Source organism: Geomonas silvestris (assembly GCF_014193515.1).
GTDB lineage: Bacteria > Desulfobacterota > Desulfuromonadia > Geobacterales > Geobacteraceae > Geomonas > Geomonas silvestris.
In genome coordinates this window covers 156,170-175,544 of record NZ_BLXX01000006.1, presented here as the reverse complement: position 1 = coordinate 175,544, position 19,375 = coordinate 156,170, and the positions used below count along the sequence as shown (strand labels likewise).

Here is a 19,375-nt window from a genome sequence, read left to right as displayed (position 1 = left end):
CGTGCGCGCCCAGAGGCGCTCGGCCCTGCGACAATGGCCTTGCCTATGGACTAGGCTCTAGTTGTCTTACAAATTCCTCAATATCTTCGCGGCGATAGCGTACAAGACCGCCAAGACTGACAGCGGGGGGAACAGAACCCGCTTTTTTGAGACGGAAGAAGTGAGCACGCGAGACGCCGAGCATTTGACAGACTTGCTCAGCGGTCAGCAGAAGGGGAACCAGACCAGCAGGGGCAGAGGGAGCCGCTACCGGTACAGACGCCTTTGTTTCCTGAGGGGAAACCAGCCCATCAAGGTAGCCGTCCTCTTCAGCAGCAGTACGAGCCTGCGACTTCTCATACTGAGCTTGCATCAACTCGTCAGGGGTCCGGTTCACTCGCTTGGTTTTCTTCTTGATAGTCCTTGCCATGTTTTTCTTCTCCAGTCTCAGCCAGTATCAATCGGTCTCATTGACCGTTGGAGCTAGGGGTATCAGGTTCAAGGTTCAGTGTCAATCAGTATCACAGAGTCTCAGGGAGTATCATTGACGTAAATTGCCCCCGTGTTACAGAACGGGGGCTACCCGATTCGCAGAACGCAGAAAGGGGATCCCGTGCCGATCAAGGCGCACAGGTTCCCCTAGCGGTAAATTGCCCCTCCCCTTGGAGAGACTATTTACGTCCCATAAGATATATTATGTCAAGTATAAGGTCTGGGGCATTCCAGATACGGCAGTTACCAAGAAGCATGGGGACGGCAGACCAAATAAAAACTATAGCGACGCCCAAAGGAAAGATTTCGATCGTTGAGTGGTTTGCCCTCTCCCTGCACTAGGCCAGCACTGTGAGCGCCTGAAAAAAACATGGCCACGGCCAGGCGGATCACTGCCCCTCCATCCCGCGTGGGAAATATCACGATCGCTTGGACAGGCCGAGGAAGTTCTCATCATAGAAACAGGCAACGATGACGTCGTCCCCCTCCTTCACCATGGTCTTTGACTTGAGCAGCCGTCGGCGCAGTCGAATCGCCAAAAAATCCAGAATGATTCAAGAAAAGCCACGGGCGGGAAAAATGGCCCATACCTACCCCTGGCCCGCGGCAAAAAGTCCCATTTAAAGGGCAAATTTGGAAGCCGCTTTTTTAGGCAATCCGACCCTAAATTACCAACGCCGGCTTTCCAGTGCCTTTACCAGCTCAACAACGCGATCGGCCACCAGGCTTTCCAGTTTTTCGCCTTTTTCCGCGCTGGCCTTGGCCGGGTTGCCCCAGACACCTCCGGGCCAGAAACTTCTCTTGTCACGGACCAGGATTCCGGTCGGGAAGCGAGGGTACTCCTCGGGAGCCGTCCCTTTCACCAGGTGCGGATGGGAGTGCATGATGCGCGAAGTCTCGATCTCGCCGGCATGGGCGTCGCCGCGGGTTTCTATCAGGTGAGCTCCGAGGTCCTTGGCCAGATCGAACTCAGTGACGACAGCGATGTTGATTCCCGAAAGTTCCAGAAGCAGTTCTTCGCCGGCGTCCTGGAGGGCCATACGGTGCGAGCCGCCGGCATGGCCGGTCAAGACCACGAAGTTCTCGAGGCCGTGCGAGTGCAGCGAACGTACGATGTCCTTGAGCAACGCCTTAAGTGTTCCGGTACTGATGCTGATAGTTCCCGGATGACACGCCGTGGACCGGCAGGAACCGTAATGAATTGGAGGCGCGACGAAGAGCGGAATCTGCCGTGCTGCGCGTTTGCCAACCTCGTAGGCCTCGATGGTATCGGTCGACAGCGGCAGATGGCTACCGTGCTCTTCGACCGAGCCGAACGGGATATAGGCTGTCGCGCAGCTCTTGAGACCGGCTTCGAACTCGGGCATGGTCATCTCTTCGATGATCATCGGAGAACCTCCAATTTTAATGAGATTCGGGCGTGCTGGCGGGGCCTGGACCTACGGCGGGGATGGGATGCGGGGCGTCACTGCCAGGGTGCGTCCTGGCCTCAGCGGGCATCCAGCATGTCGCGGATCTTCTTGGCCAGCACGTCAGATTGGGCGGGTTTAGGTATCAGGTCGATCCCGTCTACCAATATGCCCCTGTCCTTAATAACATCTGCCGTGTAGCCTGTCAAAAAGAGAACTTTCAGCTGTGGCGCCAAAGCTCTTAGCGCTTCACAAACCTGTCTTCCATTCATCCCGGGCATCACGACATCCAGAAGCGCCAGGGAGATCTCCTGCCACCTGGTTTCGAAGATGCTCAGCGCCTCCTCACCGTTCTCGGCCAGAACCACGCTATATCCATAACTGCGCAACACCGAGTCCACCATGTTGCGCACCATGGCATCGTCTTCGACCACAAGAATAGTCTCTTTGCCACCTCGAGGCGCGTCAGCAGCGCTCTGGCCGGCCCTCTCCCCTGCCCCGGATCCGGTCAGCGGCAGGTAGATCCTGAAGGTGGTGCCGATGCCGCAGGTGCTTTCGATGGTGATGTAGCCGCCGTGCTGCTTGATGATCCCGTAGACGATGGATAACCCGAGACCCGTGCCGCGCCCGGACGGCTTCGTGGTATAAAACGGCTCGAAGATCTTCTGCTGCATCTCGGCGTCCATGCCGGTGCCGGTGTCGCTGATACTGAGGAGGGCGTAGCGCCCGACCACGCCGTAGCCGTGCTGGCGGCAGAATTCCTGGTCCAGGTACACCGCCTCGGTCGCGATGCGCAGGCTGCCGCCGTTGGGCATGGCATCCCTGGCATTGGTCGCCAGGTTCATCAATACCTGCTCGATCTGGCCGGCATCGGCGTTGATGCCCAGGTTTTCGGGGCTCAACACGGTCTCGAGTTTGACATCCTCCCCGATGATCCGCGACAAGAACCTGGTGTGGTTGCGGGTAAGGTCGTTCAGTTCCACCAACTGGAGCAGCATGACCTGCTTCCGGCTGAAGGCGAGCAGGCTGCTGGTCAGGTGGGAAGCACGGTTGGCGGCATCCAGAATCTGTTTCAGGTTCGCGGTGTTGGCTGGGTCGCCGCTTAAGGAGTGCTGCAGCAGCTGGCCAAATCCCATGATGACGGTGAGGATGTTGTTGAAATCGTGGGCCACGCCACCTGCCAGCTGGCCGATCGCCTCCATTTTCTGGGCCTGGCGCAACTGCTCTTCGAGTTGCTTGCGCTCGGTCATGCTCTCCATGAAGGCCATGTAGTGCGTGATGGCTCCGGCGCGATCCCGGATCGGAGAGATCGTGCAGTGCACCCAGTAAAGGTCCCCATCCTTGTGCCTGTTCTGCAGATCGCCGGCCCACACGCTCCCTGCGGTAATGGTGCTCCAAAGGCTCTGGTACACCTCAAGTCGCGTCTTGCCAGAGCGCAACCTGGTCGTATATCCCCCGAGAATCTCCTCCGGCAGGTAACCGCTCAGCTTACTGAACATGGGGTTGACGAATTCAACGTTTCCGGAGGTATCGGTGATGACGATCGGCACCGGACTCTGCATCACCGCCTGCGACAGTCTGGTCAACTGCGCCTCGGTTTGCTTGCGCTCGGTCGTGTCCTTGAAAATGACCACGGCGCCGACCAGAGTCCCGTTCTCCAGGATCGGGGTGCTGACGTATTCCACGGGGAAGCTGGTGCCGTCCTGGTGCCAGAAGGAGTAGTCGGTCACCTGGCGGGTGAGGCCGTCGTTGAGTGCCTGGTGCATCGGACAACCGGAGGCGACGCAAAAGGGCTCAGAGCCCGAGGCGTGATGCAGCACCGAGTGGTGCTTGCCGAGGAGATCCTCCTGCTGCCATCCCACCATCTTCAGGGCGGCAGGATTGGCAAAGGTTACGTAGCCGGCCAGGTCGATGCCGTAGATCCCCTCGCCTGCGGCGTCCAGGATCAACTGCAACTTGCGCATCGCCTGGCCGTGAGCGTCCTGGGCCACCTTAAGCTCGGTGATGTCCAGCAAGGCGGCGATAACGCCCCCTTGGCTGCCGTCTGCAGCGGGGAAGGCCGTTTGGTACATGATGACGCTGCGGCGCCGGCCGTCTGCATAGAGCGTTTCGGTTTCCCTGATTTCGGTGCGGTCGATCGCACTATCCACGGTTTCCGCAAAAACCTGCAGTTGCGGGAGCGCGGGATCGATCATGCTCCTGCCGACCAGTTCGCGTTTCGTTACCCCGACCACCTCCTCGAAGGCCTTGTTGCACCCCAGGTAGCGCCCTGCCACATCCTGATAGAAAACCGGGATCGGGATGCAGTCGATGAGCATCTGGGAGAAGTCGAGCTGCTTTTTGATGGCCGTATTCTGCGCATCCAGTTCACTGAGCAGTTGATTGAAGGCATCCGCCAGGACCCCGATCTCATCACCGGTCTGGATCTGGACCCGGGAGCGCCCCTCCTTGCCGCCGCTCATCTCCCGGACCTGCCGGATAAAACAGAGCAGCGGCGCGGTGAGATGCTTCATCGACACCCACACCACGAGGAAGGTGATCAAAAAGATAACCAGCAAGGCCCAGAGAAGGTAGCGTCGCGCACCCTGGGCAATGGCGCCTGATTCGGACCAGGGGACATGGCTAGCCAGGACCCAGTCGGTGGTCTTGAGGCGTTTGAAGCCGCTGATAACCTTCTCGTTGCGGGAGGTCACCGTCGTTCCGGTCCCCTCGAATCCGTTGAGGGCGCGGTCGAAGAGGTGGTTTGCGCCGGGGCGCACGTCCCTGCTGAGAACCCGCTCCTTGTTGGGATGCACGATCATGGTGCGTTGCTGGTTGAAGAGGTAGAGGTAGCCGTGCTGTCCCAAACGGATCGAGGCCAAGGTGGTGAGAAAGTTGTTTCTGGTAAGATCGAGGCTCCCTGCGAGCACGCCAAGGAGTGCCCCGTGCGAGTCAAGGACGGGCGCTGTTACCATGATGATCGGGTGACGGTGGCGCTGTGCGGAGAAAAACGGCTCGGAAATAAGCGGTTTGCGCGCGGAGCTGGCCTGTCTGAAAAACTCGTCCTGCGAGAAGTCCCGGCCGGAGAGCTCGGCTTCTGGTGACGAGGCGTAGATGAGGCGGCCCGCCGGGGAGAACAGGAACAGGCCGTTGTTGAACATGGCGAGGGTATCCGGACGCTCGGCGAAGAACGCGACAAGGCCCTCTGAGTGCTGGGCGAGCAGCGGACCGAGGTGGCTCGCAGCGCCGCGCACCTCTGTTTTCGTGGCGTTGAGTTTATCGTCGATCTGGTCCGCCAGCGCCGTCAGCAAGGTGTTCTGCTGATTTGAGATGAGCGCTGTGACCTGGTTCCCGAAATATACCTGTGCCGAGAGCGCCAGCAGTGACAACAGCACGGCCGCCAGGACCGACACGGCCACTGTTATTTTTGTTTTAAGACTGACAAAAGCCAATGTTGGCTCCCGGCACAACCTTTATGATTAGTACATGCTCACTCTTAAAAAGGGCGAGTGAGGTTGCAAAAGCTGGAATAACGGCTACTGTACCACAAATAGGATTTGTAAAAGGGGATAATAATCGGTAAGATAAATCCGATTTTCTTATTGCTTTTCGCCAAAATAGTATCTGAACTGAAGTAGGATGTATCTTACCAACCCTCGGTGACACCAGGGGTAACTGGAGAAAAACCGCGCATGCTTGAAGTAGGAAAAGTGAACCACATGGTAGTGAAGAAGTTGAGCTCGATCGGCATCTACCTCGCCTCGGAATACGGCGAGATCCTGATGCCGGCGAAGTACGTACCCGACGGGGTTTACCCTGGAGCCGAGATCCAGGCGTTCGTCTACCTCGACTCCGAAGATCGCCTGATTGCCACGACGCTGAAGCCGAAAGCGCAAGTCGGCGATTTTGCGCTGTTGAGCGTTAAGGACACCAACGCCGTGGGGGCGTTTCTGGATTGGGGGCTGGAAAAGGATCTGCTGGTCCCCTACAGCGAGCAGACACGCCCGATGCAGGTCGGCGAGACGCACCTGGTCCGGGTCTACCTGGATGGTTCCGAGCGCATCGCCGCTTCGGCAAAGATCTCCAAGTTTCTCGAACCCCGGGCCAAGGGGCTCAAGTCCGGAGACGAGGTCGAGGTGCAGATCTACGAGTTCAGCGACCTCGGTGCGAAGGTTATCATCAACGGGCGCTACCCCGGGCTGCTCTTCAAGAGCGAACTGTTCGGCCGTTACCGGGTGGGTGACAAAACCAAGGGATACGTGGCCAAGGTCCGGGAAGACGGCAAGATCGACCTGACCCTGCGCAAGGGTGGTACCCAGGAATTGGCCGCTGGTAAAGATGTGGTGCTGAGCACCTTGCGGGAAAACGGCGGCTTCCTGGCGGTCGGCGACAAGAGTTCGCCCGAGCGGATCGCCGAGCTTTTCCGCATGAGCAAAAAGACCTTCAAGACCGCCATCGGCAACCTCTACAAAGAAGGGGTGATCGAGATCCTTCCCGACGGAATCAAGCTCCGTTAAAGTTTTTGCCCGTAACAAAAAAGGCCGACTGGAAATCTCCAGCCGGCCTTTTTTTATCCTGGTACTGCTGCCGCCTACCTGCGGTCTCCGAAGAGGCGCAGAAGGCTCAGGAACATGTTGATGAAATCGAGGTAGAGGGTCAGCGCTCCCAGGATGGCGCCCTTGGGGCCGGTGTAGCCCTGGCTCTTGATGCGCTGGGTGTCGTAGGCGGTGAGCCCGGTGAACACGATGACACCGCACACGCTGAGCACCCAGGAGATCATCGGGCTGTGCAGGAAGATGTTCACCAGCGACGCGATGACCACGCCTATCAACCCCATGAACAGGAAGCTTCCCCACGAGGAGAGATCGCTTTTGGTGAGCGCGCCGTAGAGGCTCATGGCGCCGAACATCCCCGCAGTCACCAGAAACGTCGAGGCGATCGAGGTGGAGGTGTAGACCACGAAGATGGTCGACATGGTGACGCCGTTGAGCGCGGCGTACAGCAAGAAGAGGAAACTCGCGGTGGCGGTGCTCATCCGGTTGATGGCGGCACTGACGGCAACCACCAGCCCCAACTCACCGAAAAGAAGCGCGTACAAGAGGATCCTGTTCCCAAGGATCGCCTGCAACAGGGCCGGCGACGAGGCGACATACATCGCGGCAAAGGCCGTCAATGCCAGCCCGCCCCCCATCCAGCCGTAGACGCCGCGCATGACGCCACTTTGCACGTTGACGACCGTGCCATATCTCGTTTGATACCTTTCCATACTCACTCCTTTGATAATTCTTTATGAAGGTTTACTCGCAAATAAACACTGCTATACTCGTACGGCGCCCAGCAGCAGTACCTCATCGATTTAACTCATTTCACCGCTTACTCGCAATCTACACTCAAACTGTCACGAGGAGGGAACCCCATGTTCAAGAGATTCATAGTCCTGCTCTGTCTCATGTCCTTCTGGCCCGCTGCCGTAGGTGCCCAGGAACTGGCGGCGCTGAAAGAGCCGTCGCCTGTCGCTGTCGCTCAGACTAGCACGGATCAGCCGGCACGGGAAGTGGATCTCTCGATCCCGGTAGCGCTCCAGAAGGCGACGGTGCTGGCTGCCAACGAGCCCCGCGCCGCGCCGGTGGGAGAATCGGAGCGTCCCCGCAAGACCCACAACGGCCTCACCTTCCAGGAGTTCGTCGATGTCCACTTCGGCGATTACCGGTGGATCTGGTGGGCTGGCGCCGCGGCAGTTCTGGTGGCGATCCACGTGGCCGCCGCAGACTAGCCCCCCTACCCTTTTTTCGCCCGGTCGTACTGTACCGGCCAAGGCAGGTCTGCGTTGAGCGCCTTGGCCGCGTGCAGCGGCCAGTACGGGTCCCGCAACAGCTGGCGCGCCAGAAAAACGGCGTCCGCCAAACCGGTAGCAACGATCTGCTCAGCCTGGGCCGGATCGGTGATAAGCCCCACGGCGCCTGTCGCGATCCCGGTTTTCTTGCGGATCGCGCTGGCAAACGGCGTCTGGAAGCCCGGTCCGACCGGAAGCTTGGCATCGGGCACCAGCCCCGCGCTGGAGCAATCGATCAAGTCGATGCCGAGTTTCTTTAACTGCCGGGCCAGTTCCAGCGAATCTTCCAGCCCCCACCCCCCTTCCACCCAATCAGAGGCGGAAATCCTGACGAAGACAGGTAGGTGCTCCGGCCAGGTATCCCGCACCACCTTGGCGACCCGCAAAGGAAAGCGCATCCGGTTCTCCAGGCTGCCGCCCAGTTCATCGCTGCGCAGGTTGGTGAGCGGCGAGAGGAATTCGTGCAGCAGGTAGCCGTGCGCCATGTGGATTTCCGCCACCTCGAAGCCCGCCTCGGCGCTGCGCCGCGCCGCCAGCGCGAACTGCCCCAGGATGTTCTCCAGGTCCTGCGCCGTGGCCTCCTGGGGGACCGGGTGCCCCGGCGCGAAGGGGATGGGGCTCGGCGCTATGGGCTGCCAGCCGCGGTGTTTGGCATCCAGCGGCCCGCCCCCATTCCAGGGGAGATCCGTCGACGCCTTGCGCCCAGCATGGGCCAACTGGATCGCCGGGACCGCACCCTGCTCCTTGATGAAGGCCGCGATCGGCGCAAAGGCTGCGGCATGCTCGCTGCTCCAGATCCCGCTGTCGTCCGGGCTGATCCGCCCCTGCGGGGTGACGGCACTCGCTTCGACCATCACCAGGGCCGCCCCGCCCACCGCGCGGCTTCCCAGGTGAACCAGGTGCCAGTTCCCGGGCATGCCGTTTTTGCTGGAGTATTGGCACATCGGCGAGACGAAGATGCGGTTTTTAAAGGTTACTTCGCGCAGCGTGAGCGGACTGAACAAGCGACTCATAAATCCTCCTGAAGCGGCAGGCTGGGTCTCCCCGGTAACCGCCGCGCCATCGTTTCCAGAACATAAAGACCACAGGTGCGCCCGAAACCCGTCCGGTGCGGACCGGCGGCGGTAGAGCCGTTTAGCGCTGGCAGACGGGACAGAAAAAGGTGGAACGTGTGCCCAGCCGTCCCCGCTCGATAGTGTTGCCGCAGCGCCGGCAGGGCTTGCCGGCGCGGTCGTAGACGTACAGCTGCTGCGGGAAGTAGGCAAGCTTCTTCTCTTCCCGGGCGAAATCCATGGAGCGCCCCGTGGCAATGGAGGTCGCGAGGGTCTCCTTGATGCACCGGACCAGGAGCTCGCAGTCGGCCTCGCTAAGCTCTCGGGCCAGGGTTGTCGGGAGCAGACCGCAGCGAAACAGGGATTCAGCCGCGTAGATGTTGCCAACCCCGGCTACCACCGAGGCATCCATGATGAACCGCTGGACGGCAACGCGGCGCCCCCGGGTCCTCTCGAAGAGATAGCGTCCCGTGAAAGCCTCGGTGAGCGGTTCCGGACCGATGCCGGAGAGGAGCTCGTGCTGCAGGGGATTGGCAGTCGTCCAGTGGATGGAGCCGAAGCGGCGCACGTCGTTCAGGCGCAGGATGACGCCGGAGCTCAGCAGGATGTCGAGATGGTCGTGAGGGCCCGGGGTGCGTTCTCCGGGGAGGATGCGCAGGTGGCCGGTCATGCCGAGGTGCAGCAGCAGCGACCCGACCCGGCAGGTGAAGATGAGATACTTGCCGCGGCGCTGCACGGAATCGATGTGCTGCCCGGTGAGCAGGCCTGCGAGTTCAGGCGGAACCATGGCGCGGAGTTTGGGGCTGTGTACCAGGACACCGGCAACCGACGTGCCGACGACATGCGGGGTAATGCCGAGGCGGGTTACTTCTACCTCCGGTAATTCGGGCATCAACTACTCCTTCGAACCTCACAGGTGCTGCTGGATGAATCGGAACAGGGAACCACGGTCAGCAGGAACCTAACCATCACGACCAGGTTAGTCAAGGGGAACCGGCATACAAACATTGTCCGACGAGTTGGCCTCGACGCCACAGGTGAAGCAGGCAACGGTCGGATGTTCTGTCAGATGCGCCACTTCCTCGTTAAGGCCCTTGCTCTTCAACATACAGATGTGCCCGGTGTGCTTCGCTCCGCAGCTGCAGACATCATTCGAACTCATAGGTCACCTCCGGTAAATTTCCGCCACAAAGGGCCGCTACGAGACAAGCCGTTCGGCAACGATCTCGGCGAGGTCGCGCGAGGTCATCTCGCCTTCCATCCCGCCGGTCTTGATGCCGTCTTCGAACATGGTGAGGCAGAACGGGCAGTTGGAAACGAGCAGTGGCGCGCCCGCCTCTTGAGCCATTTTGACCCGCGTCACGTTGATGCGGGTACCGATCTTTTCCTCCGCGAGAATTCTGCCGCCGCCGGCACCGCAGCAGAAGCTGTCCTTGCGGGCCGCCTCCATCTCGGCGATGCTCCCCCCACACGACTCCAAAACGCTGCGCGGCTGATCGAAGATGTCCATGTAGCGCCCGATATAGCAGGAGTCGTGATAGGTGAAGAGGAAGGGCTCCGGCTTGAGAGCTATCCGTTTTTGGGCCAGGAGCTCCTGAATCAGCGTGGAGTGGTGTTCCACGCTGAACTCGTCCTCGAGCCCCAGGTCGCGGTAGTCGCGCATCAGGGTGTTGTAGCAGTGCGGACAGGTGGTGACGATCCGCTTGACGCCGTAGTGCCGGATCCGCTCCAGGTTCTCGTTGGCCGTGCTCTGGTAGAGGTATTCGTTACCGAGCTTACGCGGCGGTTCGCCGCAGCACTTCTCCTCTTTACCCAAGATGCCGACCTTGATCCCGGCGGCGTTCAGGATGGAGACGAAGTTGCGGGCCACGTTGCGGTTTCTCTTGTCGAAGGAGGCGTAGCAGCCGACGAAGTAGAGCACGTCCACGTCGCGGTCCTCGGCCATGATCTTGACGTCGAGGCCGGCGGTCCAGTCGCCGCGGGTGGCGAAGGCGGATCCGAAGGGGTTGCCGTTCACCTCGATGTGGTTGATGGCGGTGCGCACCTCGTCGCCCGGGAAGGCACCGTCCATGAGGCTCAGGCTGCGCCGCATGTCCAGGATCTTGTTGACGTGCTCGATATCGGCCGGGCAGATGTCCTGGCAGGCGCGGCAGGTGGTGCAGTCCCACAGCACCTCCTCGGTCACCTCCTGGACCAGGCTTCCGGAGGGGTCGGTCTGGGCCATGTGCCCGATCTGCTGGATGACCTTCATGGGCGAGAGCGGCTTTCCGGTGGCGTATGCGGGGCAGCGGTCCTGGCAGCGCTTGCAGGTGGTGCAGGCATCGGCATCGAAAACGTCCTTCCAGGCGAGATCGGTCACCTTGGCGACCCCGAACTGCTCGGCGTTCTCGTCCTCCAGGTCGAGGGTGGCGATGCTCCCCTTGGTCCTCATATCGACCAGCAGATAGTTGGTTGAGGTGGTGAAGATGTGGCGCAACTTGGTGAAGGGAATGGCAGCGATGAAGCCGATGGCCAGGAAAAAATGCACCCACCAAAGGATCCGGTGCGTCTGCTCCACGGTCGCCGCCGACTGACCGGCGAAGAGGCCGGTCAAGGACAGACCAATGGGCGAGAACCGGGCAAGGTGGGGGGTCACCTGTACCTCGGTGACCGCCATGCGCGCAGCCTCGATGAAGAAACCGGTCACCAGGATAGCAAAGAGCAGCACGTGGATCAGGTAGTCGTCGACGATGGTCTCAAGCCCTTCCGGCGGGTTGACAAAACGCCGCACGGCAAGTCCCGCCAGCATGATGATCGCGACGATCCCGGCGATATCGAGGACCAGTGAGTACCCCTTGTAGAAGATCCCCTTGAGAAACCGGAGCCCCAGGAGCGGATCGCTGAAATCGGCCTGGACCATGATCAGCAGCGTGCCTATAAAGAGAAGCAGAAAACCCCAGAAAAAGAGGCCGTGGTACGTGCCGGGCTCGGGAATGCGCAGCACCTTTGACTGAGTGAAGACGCCGCGCAGGTAGAGATAGATTCTTGCAGGGAGTTTATCGAGACGGTTGAGCGGCTTTCCCAGTCGGTACATGGGGAGACGCTTGTAAAAGCCGTAGCCGAAGATGGCAAAACAGATTGCAGTGAAGAGATACATAGGAAGGACAACACCGTGGCCGACATTCCAGTATATTTCTCGGGTTGCTTCCATTACATCACCTCATTGTTTTTCACGTGTATAGGTATGTTTAACCTGCACGTCAAGCATTAAGTCAACGCCGGACCAATTCTACCAGACATTTTGCTGTTTGTCCGACAGGTTAAGACAGTGAGACGGCTGCACGCCCTTCCAGCGCCAGAGGGGTCGTTTTCGAACGCTCGGCACTCGCTCGCAAATAAAACCTTGTTAACAGGAGGCTGTGACCGAGGTGCGGCCTGCACCGGAGAACCGGAAGCAGAAGCACGGCAGTGCCGCTACCCTACCCCGGGAAAAGTTGTCTTTCGGGGCGCAACCGTACTGGGTATGCGGGTGCTGGCAATAAGGAAATAGCATCACTCTGCGGATTCCAAGCAAAAAAAGATTTACACTTTTGCAGAACTATGTTTTATAATTTAGCACAACACGCCGCCAGCAACCTTCTGAAGCGCGTGCAGCGGTACACCTTCCGGCTCGTGCACCACATTTTGATGAGGATCCCGATGAAAAAGTCTTATGAGGTCGTGGAGAAGGCTCTGGTGGACGCGCTTTTGAAAGGGGAACCCCAGCCCGGCAGCCATCTGGCCAGTGAGCGCGACCTGGCAGCCCAGTTTTCGGTGAGCCGGGCCACGGTCCGCGAGGCACTGCTGAAGCTACAGAAATCCGGCTGGATTTCGGTACAGCAGCGCCATGCCACCATCGTCAACAACTTCTGGTCACAGGGGGACCTGGAGCTCCTCTCTTCTATCATCAGGAATAGCGAGCATTTCCCCCCCGATCTCGCCTCACACCTTCTCGAGTTGCGCCTGCAGTTCGCCCCCGACTACGCCCGTCGCGCCGTGCAAAATGCGCCGGAACAGCTTCAGGAACATCTGCTGCGCTCGAAGAGACTCAGTAACGGCGCGGGCGCCATTTCGCGCTACGACTGGGAGCTGCACCTCAATATGGCAATCTGGTCGGGCAACAAGATCTACCCCCTCATCATGAACAGCTTCGCGGATCTCTATTTCAAACTCAGGGGGGAGTTCTTCGCCAGGGAGGAGTATCGCCGCGAGGCGCGCGAGTTTTACCGGGCGCTGCTTCAGGCGACCACCGTGCGGGACGCAGACGCCGCTGAAGCAATAACCCGTACCGGCATGCAGCAGAGACTGGAAACCTTCAAGCGTCATGCTGCCGAATCTGGAAATCCCGCAGTATCGTTTTGACTTCAGGCTTCGCGCTCCCTGGCCACACTCCACGCAGTCAGCGCCCTCTTTACGCTGATCATGTTCCGATGACAGCTGCACCCCTTCCCTCATCCCTGTTCTTCTTACCGCACCGAAACTCCTGCATCCACAGTCACAGCGCTACTCATAGTCAGGGCTCAATGCAAGTCTTGACAGTGGTGACGCCGGCGCGTATATCAGTAGTTAACGCAGAGGTGAAGTATGAGACTGAATGCTCAGGATTGCCTGCAGATCAGTGATCTGGCGAAGAAGCTGGGGATTACCGCCCGTACCATCAGGCTGTATGAACAGATGGGGTTGGTGGATCCGCCGCGGCGCACGGATGGCGGGATCAGGGTCTACGACCAGGACGACGTGCTGAGGTTCAAGTTCATTCTGAAGGTCAAGGAACTCGGGCTTTCGCTGGCGGAAATGCAGGAACTGGCCCAGATCTACAAAGAGCACCGCGAGCCCGACAAGATCATGCCGCGTCTCGTCGAACTACTCGAGTTCCATCTGGCGGGCATCCGGCACAAGGTCGCGCAGCTTCAATCACTGGAAAAGGACATCGTTGCCTACCGGCAGCGCATCCTCGACGCCTACCCGAACGGCTTCCCCCCTGGAAATCAGCCGGATGTCGGCAGCGTGAAGTAGAACGTCGCGCCGCCGTCGACTGCAGCCTCGGCCCAGATTGCGCCGCCGTGCCGGTGCAGGATCCTCTGGACCGTGGCCAGCCCGATGCCGATCCCCTCGAATTCCCCCTCCTTGTGCATCCTTTGGAAAACCCCGAAGAGCCGTTCAGCAAACCGCATGTCGAAACCCGCACCGTTGTCCCGCACGAAAATAACGTCCCTTCCCTGGTACACCCCCCTGCCGAACTCGATCTTCGCCTGGGAGAGTTTTCCGGTGAATTTATGGGCGTTACCCAGCAGGTGCTCGAGCACAACTTTCAGGAGGTTTCCGTCGCCCTCCCCTTCAACGCCTTCCTCGATACTCCACTCCACCTGGCGACCGGGTGAGCGCTCGGCAAGCCCCGCTGCAATCTCGCGAACCGCGCGACTCAGATCGACGGTAACCGGATTGAGGGGCTGGCGTGCGATGCGGGAAAGGAGGGTCAGAGCCTCTACCTGCTGTTCGAGCCGATGACCGGCCTTGGTGATGCAGCCAAGGTAGCTTTGAGCGGTGGCGTCCAGCTGCGGGCCGTAATCTTCGACGAGCGCGCTGCTGAACCCCAGCAGGTGCCGAAGCGGTGCTCTCAAATCGTGCGAAATGGAGTAGCTGAAGCTCTCCAGCTCTCGTTGCACCAGGCCCAGATCCCTCGTGCGGCGTTCGCAAAGCCGGCCCAACTCTTCCAGTTGACGCAGGTCCTCATCGTGCTGCCTGGCCAGGTGGTCCCGTTCGGTGCGCGCGGCACTCAGTAACGCTTCCAGCTCGAGGTTCAGCGCAGCGCTCTCCTCGTCGAGGCGTCTGCGCTCGGCCAGCTCGAGCTGGATGGTGGTGTGCGGTAGGACCTTGCCACCCGGAACCGGCTCGTGGAGCGCCCGGAAACGCTTGATTTCCAGCTGGTAGCGGATCCGCGTCCTAACCAGCCTCGAGTTGAAGGGGCGGGTGATGAAATCGGCGCCGCCCAGTTCGAGACCCTTGTGTTCCTCGTTCTTGTCGGTGAGGGCCGTGACGAAAATGATGGGAATGGCGCTGGTCTTGGGCTCGGCTTTCAGGCGGGTGCAGACCTCGTACCCGTTCATCCCCGGCATCATTATGTCCAGTAAGATGACGTCGGGCGCCGGGTCGTCGTTTGCCAGTTTGATGGCCTGCAGCCCGTTGGATGCCGAGACGGTTTGACAGTCGTCATGCAGCATCTCGGTGAGCAACTGGACATTCTCAGGTGCGTCATCGACGATCAGTACTCTTGGCCTGCCAGGCAAAGCTTCCATGTTGAGTTCCCCTCTCGAGGGCGCGGGCCCCGCTCAAAAAGCTCGGACCATTGTGCCACAAACCGTTCTCCGGCTCCAGAACTTATCGGAAAAAATCTTACAGGCTTAAACCTGTTACAGCTCCCGAGCACCTGTCATTCATCTACCACGCCATGAAAGAGATCGGCGACCGGGCCAAAGAGGTCAGCTGTCTCAAGCGCCTGTTGCAGAAGGTGAGGCGCAGCCAGGAAATCCCGCATGAAGTAGATCTCCGAGGCCTTCAGGTAGATCACGAAGGGGTTCGTCAAGGAAGGGCCGAAGATTTGCCGCACCACCTCACTTACCAGGTCGACCCCGGCATAGCGCTTTACCTGCCCTGCCCTGTCGATGAGTTTCCTGACGTAGAAGAGCAACGCCGCATTGACGCTGGGGAGATACTGACGATGGGACGGCAGGATCTTTTCCCCTTCCAGCGCAGCAAGCTTGACGAGACTCGCGCAATAGGCCTCGTAGTTACGAAAGCGGCCGTCGAAGGTCTCCACGTCGAGGTCGAGGGAGGGCGACTGAAATATCTCGCGCAGCAGGACGTCCCCGGTCACCGCTTCGCCCTGGTAGCGGTAAACGAGGTCGCTCTGCGAGTGCCCGGGACAAGCGATCACCTCAATTCCCAGCCGGGCCGGCACCTCCGACTCCTCCACCACACGGTAGCGTCGCGGAGTGGGCGCCAGCATGTCCTGGGACAAAAAGAGATGCTTGAGCCTGACGCAGTACTCCTCGGGGAAGCCGGCCGCGCGCAGCAACCGGTGCACCCCGGCGATCCACTCCTTGAGCCTCTCCAGACGAAGGACATCCTGGCGCGGGAAGTAGATCTCGGCGTCGCTGTGCTCTGCCAGATAGGCAGCCTGGCCGTAGTGATCGACATGACAGTGCGTGACGAAGATATGGCGCAACCGCTTCAGGTCTACCGCGCTCTCCAGGACGGCGCGCCCTTCCGGGGTCGGAGGGCCGGTGTCGAAGAGCACCAGTTCTCCGTCAATCTCGGTGGAATAGAAGTGGACCTCGCCGACCATGTACGGCGTCATTACGGTGTGTTGTCTCATAACGAAAAAAGCGGACCAGGCCGGCAGGCGCGGCACTCCTTTGTACGGTGCTGCTAGAAGAGGTATTTCTCGGCGGCGATGGCTGCCACGGCGACCTCGCGTTTTGCCTGCAGCAGACCGGCCGCGTCGTACTTGGTGAAGCGCCGGATTCCTGCAAGCAGCATGGTGAGGGTATCTCCCTCCGCGGTGTAGAAGGCGGCCTTGCGCGCCGCGCTGGCGGTTTTCTCGGCCGCGGTGAAGGCGAAGGTCTTGACGGTACCGTCGAGAGCCGCCCGGCGTGCCGCACTGAGGTTCGGCAGCATCTTCTCGGCCCTAAGCACGGCGCTTTCCAGGGCGAAGATGTTGATCGCTACGTCGGCGACCGCCAGAAGGACTTCCTGTTCGTCCTTGACCTTCGCCTGGAATTTCTGCACGGCGGCACCGGAGAGGACCAGGAAGGCCTGTTTGAGGTTCGCCACCAGCGCCTTTTCGGCGGCGTAGGGAACGCTGTCGTCCAGCTCCTCGAAGCTCGGCGTCATGAGAGACTCGAACGCCTTCATCGCCTCGCGCTGCAGGGGGATCTCACCCTTCATGGCCCGGGCCAACAGGATGCCGGGGATGAGCAAACGGTTGATCTCGTTGGTCCCCTCGAAGATCCGGTTGATCCTTTCGTCCCGGTAGAAACCCTCGGCAGGATACTCCTGGATGAAGCCGTACCCGCCGTGGATCTGGACCACCTCGTCGGCCACGTGGGCCAGCACTTCCGAGCAGAAGACCTTGGCGATGGCGCATTCGATCGCGTACTCCTCGATGCCGCGCTGGTAGGCGTCGTAGTAGTTGGGGGTCTCCTTGGGGATGGTGGCGAGGCGGTCGTCGATGAGGCCGGCCAGGCGGTACACCAGGGATTCCGCGGCGAAGATCTCGGCCGTGAGGTCGGCGATCTTCTCGCGGATCGCCCCGAAGGAGCTGATCGGCTGGGAGAACTGCTTGCGCAGGTTGGCGTACTTGATCCCTACCTCGAGGGCGCGCTTGGCGGCGCCGGTCACCGCGGCCCCCAGCTTGAAGCGCCCCACGTTGAGGACGTTGAAGGCGATCTTGTGCCCCTTGCCGATCTCGCCCAGGACGTTTTCCACCGGCACCTTCGCGTCGTCGAGGATGATCTGGGTGGTGGAAGAGCCCTTGATGCCGAGCTTCTTCTCCTCCGGGCCGACGCTCAGCCCCTCGGTGGTCCGCTCCACCAGGAACGCCGTGAAGTGCTCCTTGTTGATCTTCGCGAAGATGGTGTAGAGGTTCGCTATGGCGCCGTTGGTGGTGAACTGCTTGGTGCCGTTCAGGAGGTAGTATTTGCCGTCCTCGGAAAGGGTCGCGGTCGCCTTGGCCCCCAGGGCGTCACTGCCGGAATCCGGCTCGGTAAGGCAGTAGGCGGCGATCCATTCCCCGCTGATGATCTTTTCCAGGTATTTCTCTTTCTGAGCGGCGGTTCCGTAGTAGACCAGCGGCAAGGTCCCGATGCCGGTATGGGCCGAATAGGCGACCGAAAACGATCCGGCACTCGCTATCTTTTCTGCGGCGAGCATGCTGGTCGCCTTGTCCAGCTCGAGCCCGCCGTACTCCTCCGGGGCGTCGATCATCAAAAGCCCCAGTTCGCCGCATTTTTTCATCAACTGCACCACGTGATCGAACTGCTGATGTTCGATCTCCTCGCGTAGCGGGGTTACCTCGTTGTTCACGAACATCTCGGTGGTGCGCCCTATTTCGCGCTGTTCGTCGCTGAAGTCCTCCGGGATGAAGACGTCGTCCTTGGAAGTCTCGCCAATAAGGAATTCCGCACCTTTAAATATCCTGCTCGCCATGACACACCTCGCGAATTTTCATTGTCAACTGCATGAGCCCCTTCGGGCGGCAATCCCCACTTTCATGGCATGAACCGATACAACCGCTACAGCTTTTCGAAGATGCCGGCAGCGCCCATGCCGCCGCCGATGCACATGGTCACGCAGCCGTAACGGACCTGGGAGCGCTGCATCTGGTGCAAGAGCGTCGCGGTGAGCTTAGCGCCGGTGCAACCCAGCGGGTGCCCGAGCGCAATGGCGCCGCCGTTCACGTTCACGAGCTCGGGGTCGAGTCCCAGTTCCCGGATGCAGGCGAGCGACTGGCAGGCGAAGGCCTCGTTCAGCTCGATGAGCCCCAGGTCCTGCTGGTTAAGTCCAGCTAGCTTAAGCGCCGCTGGCACCGCCTCGATGGGACCGATACCCATGATTTCCGGCGGCACCCCGCGTACCGCAAAGCCCAAAAAGCGCGCCAGCGGCGCGGCTCCGGTCCGTTTCAGGAACGCCTCGGAGACCACCAGCACCGCGGCGGCGCCGTCGGTCATCTGCGAGGAATTGCCGGCCGTTACCGTGCCGTCGGCCTTGAAGGCCGGTTTGAGCTGGGCGAGGACCTCGGCAGTAGTGTCGGCGCGCAGGCCGTCGTCACGCACCACCTGCTCGCGGGTGCAGACCGGCTTTCCCTTGACGATCTGGCAGGACTCCGCCTCAACCGGCACGATCTCCGGCTCGAAGCGCCCTTCCGCCCAGGCCCGCGCCGCCTTCTGGTGGCTTGCGGCGGCGAAGGCGTCCTGGTCCTCGCGGGAGATACCGTACTTGGCAGCGACCAGCTCTGCGGTGATCCCCATCGACGCGTAGGACTCGGGCCAGGAGGAGACCAGTCCGGGGTTGGCGCTGTACTTGTTGCCACCCATGGGGATCATGGTCATGCTCTCGGCGCCTCCTGCCACGATGCAGTCGGCAAACCCCGCCATGATGCGATCGGCCGCCGAGGCGATCGACTGCAACCCCGAGGAGCAGAAGCGGTTGATGGTCTGGGCGGGGACCTGGTAGGGGATACCGGCCTTGAGCGCGGCCAGCCTGGCGACGTTCATCCCCTGTTCCGCTTCCGGAAAGGCGCACCCCATGATGACGTCGTCGATGCCGGCCGGGTCGATGCCGCTGCGCTCCAAGAGACCGCGGATGGCCGCAGTGGCCAGATCGTCCGGCCGTACATCCTTGAGTTTTCCCTTTTTGGCCTTAGTACCGGCGGTACGGAATGCGGCCAGAATATAAGCTGCCTGTGACATGACTTCCTCCGGTAGTACAGCGTGGGACACGCAGCGTCGCTCTTTGCGGTGCAGCGAGTCCAGTGGCGCGGGGATTGATCATACCGAGATCACGTACAGATCAAGTACCCCTTCAGCCGACACATCATTGTCAATTCTCCACTG

General features: G+C 60.5%; 15 protein-coding genes. 4 read left to right on the top strand and 11 right to left on the bottom strand.

What is annotated here, in order from left to right; translation table 11 throughout:
* Positions 1–43: 43 nt before the first annotated feature.
* From GMST_RS11670 to GMST_RS11660, 3 genes are all read right to left on the bottom strand, one after another.
* Positions 44–409 carry a helix-turn-helix transcriptional regulator gene (locus GMST_RS11670; RefSeq protein ID WP_183354834.1) on the bottom strand — a complete coding sequence of 122 codons (366 nt, stop codon included), beginning with the start codon at positions 407–409 and terminating at the stop codon, positions 44–46.
* A gap of 730 nt (positions 410–1,139) precedes the next feature.
* Positions 1,140–1,859: a creatininase family protein gene (locus GMST_RS11665; RefSeq protein ID WP_183354833.1), complete on the bottom strand. Its 720-nt coding sequence runs from the start codon at positions 1,857–1,859 to the stop codon at positions 1,140–1,142.
* A gap of 101 nt (positions 1,860–1,960) precedes the next feature.
* Entirely contained in the window at positions 1,961–5,272 is a 3,312-nt protein-coding gene (locus GMST_RS11660; protein WP_246399447.1) for a PAS domain S-box protein, read from the bottom strand.
* Positions 5,273–5,551: 279 nt separating this feature from the next.
* Here GMST_RS11660 and GMST_RS11655 point away from each other — a divergent pair, with 279 nt between their 5' ends.
* Complete coding sequence (locus tag GMST_RS11655) at positions 5,552–6,376, top strand: CvfB family protein (protein ID WP_183354831.1); 825 nt, start codon at positions 5,552–5,554, stop codon at positions 6,374–6,376.
* A gap of 74 nt (positions 6,377–6,450) precedes the next feature.
* On the opposite strand, the gene GMST_RS11650 is transcribed toward GMST_RS11655, so the two are convergent.
* Positions 6,451–7,125 carry a Bax inhibitor-1/YccA family protein gene (locus GMST_RS11650; protein ID WP_183354830.1) on the bottom strand — a complete coding sequence of 225 codons (675 nt, stop codon included), beginning with the start codon at positions 7,123–7,125 and terminating at the stop codon, positions 6,451–6,453.
* A gap of 150 nt (positions 7,126–7,275) precedes the next feature.
* Between GMST_RS11650 and GMST_RS11645 the strand changes: the two genes are divergently transcribed.
* Positions 7,276–7,632, top strand: coding sequence for a hypothetical protein (locus GMST_RS11645; protein ID WP_183354829.1), 357 nt, complete (start codon positions 7,276–7,278; stop codon positions 7,630–7,632).
* Between the two features lie 5 nt (positions 7,633–7,637).
* On the opposite strand, the gene GMST_RS11640 is transcribed toward GMST_RS11645, so the two are convergent.
* The 3 genes from GMST_RS11640 to GMST_RS11630 form a co-directional block, all read right to left on the bottom strand.
* The gene (locus GMST_RS11640) at positions 7,638–8,705 is read right to left on the bottom strand and encodes an NADH:flavin oxidoreductase/NADH oxidase (protein ID WP_183354828.1); all 1,068 of its coding nucleotides are present in this window, start codon (positions 8,703–8,705) and stop codon (positions 7,638–7,640) included.
* A 121-nt stretch (positions 8,706–8,826) separates the two neighbouring features.
* Positions 8,827–9,636, bottom strand: coding sequence for a bifunctional DNA-formamidopyrimidine glycosylase/DNA-(apurinic or apyrimidinic site) lyase (gene mutM, locus GMST_RS11635; RefSeq protein ID WP_183354827.1), 810 nt, complete (start codon positions 9,634–9,636; stop codon positions 8,827–8,829).
* A gap of 306 nt (positions 9,637–9,942) precedes the next feature.
* Positions 9,943–11,934 carry a heterodisulfide reductase-related iron-sulfur binding cluster gene (locus GMST_RS11630; protein WP_183354826.1) on the bottom strand — a complete coding sequence of 664 codons (1,992 nt, stop codon included), beginning with the start codon at positions 11,932–11,934 and terminating at the stop codon, positions 9,943–9,945.
* A gap of 488 nt (positions 11,935–12,422) precedes the next feature.
* On the opposite strand from GMST_RS11630, the gene GMST_RS11625 reads away from it, so the two are divergent.
* A complete protein-coding gene (locus tag GMST_RS11625; protein WP_183354825.1) occupies positions 12,423–13,124 on the top strand; it encodes a GntR family transcriptional regulator in 702 nt (233 codons plus the stop codon).
* Between the two features lie 222 nt (positions 13,125–13,346).
* Positions 13,347–13,778 (top strand): MerR family transcriptional regulator, encoded by a 432-nt coding sequence (locus GMST_RS11620; protein WP_183354824.1) that lies wholly within the window; start codon positions 13,347–13,349, stop codon positions 13,776–13,778.
* Here the strand turns inward: GMST_RS11620 and GMST_RS11615 are convergent.
* The 4 genes from GMST_RS11615 to GMST_RS11600 form a co-directional block, all read right to left on the bottom strand.
* Positions 13,751–15,058 (bottom strand): response regulator, encoded by a 1,308-nt coding sequence (locus GMST_RS11615; RefSeq protein ID WP_183354823.1) that lies wholly within the window; start codon positions 15,056–15,058, stop codon positions 13,751–13,753. The genes GMST_RS11620 and GMST_RS11615 overlap by 28 nt on opposite strands.
* 134 nt (positions 15,059–15,192) lie before the next feature.
* Positions 15,193–16,119: an MBL fold metallo-hydrolase gene (locus GMST_RS11610; RefSeq protein WP_246399443.1), complete on the bottom strand. Its 927-nt coding sequence runs from the start codon at positions 16,117–16,119 to the stop codon at positions 15,193–15,195.
* A 71-nt stretch (positions 16,120–16,190) separates the two neighbouring features.
* Positions 16,191–17,969 carry an acyl-CoA dehydrogenase FadE gene (locus tag GMST_RS11605; protein WP_183354821.1) on the bottom strand — a complete coding sequence of 593 codons (1,779 nt, stop codon included), beginning with the start codon at positions 17,967–17,969 and terminating at the stop codon, positions 16,191–16,193.
* Between the two features lie 86 nt (positions 17,970–18,055).
* Positions 18,056–19,231: a thiolase family protein gene (locus GMST_RS11600; protein WP_183354820.1), complete on the bottom strand. Its 1,176-nt coding sequence runs from the start codon at positions 19,229–19,231 to the stop codon at positions 18,056–18,058.
* Positions 19,232–19,375: the final 144 nt, after the last annotated feature.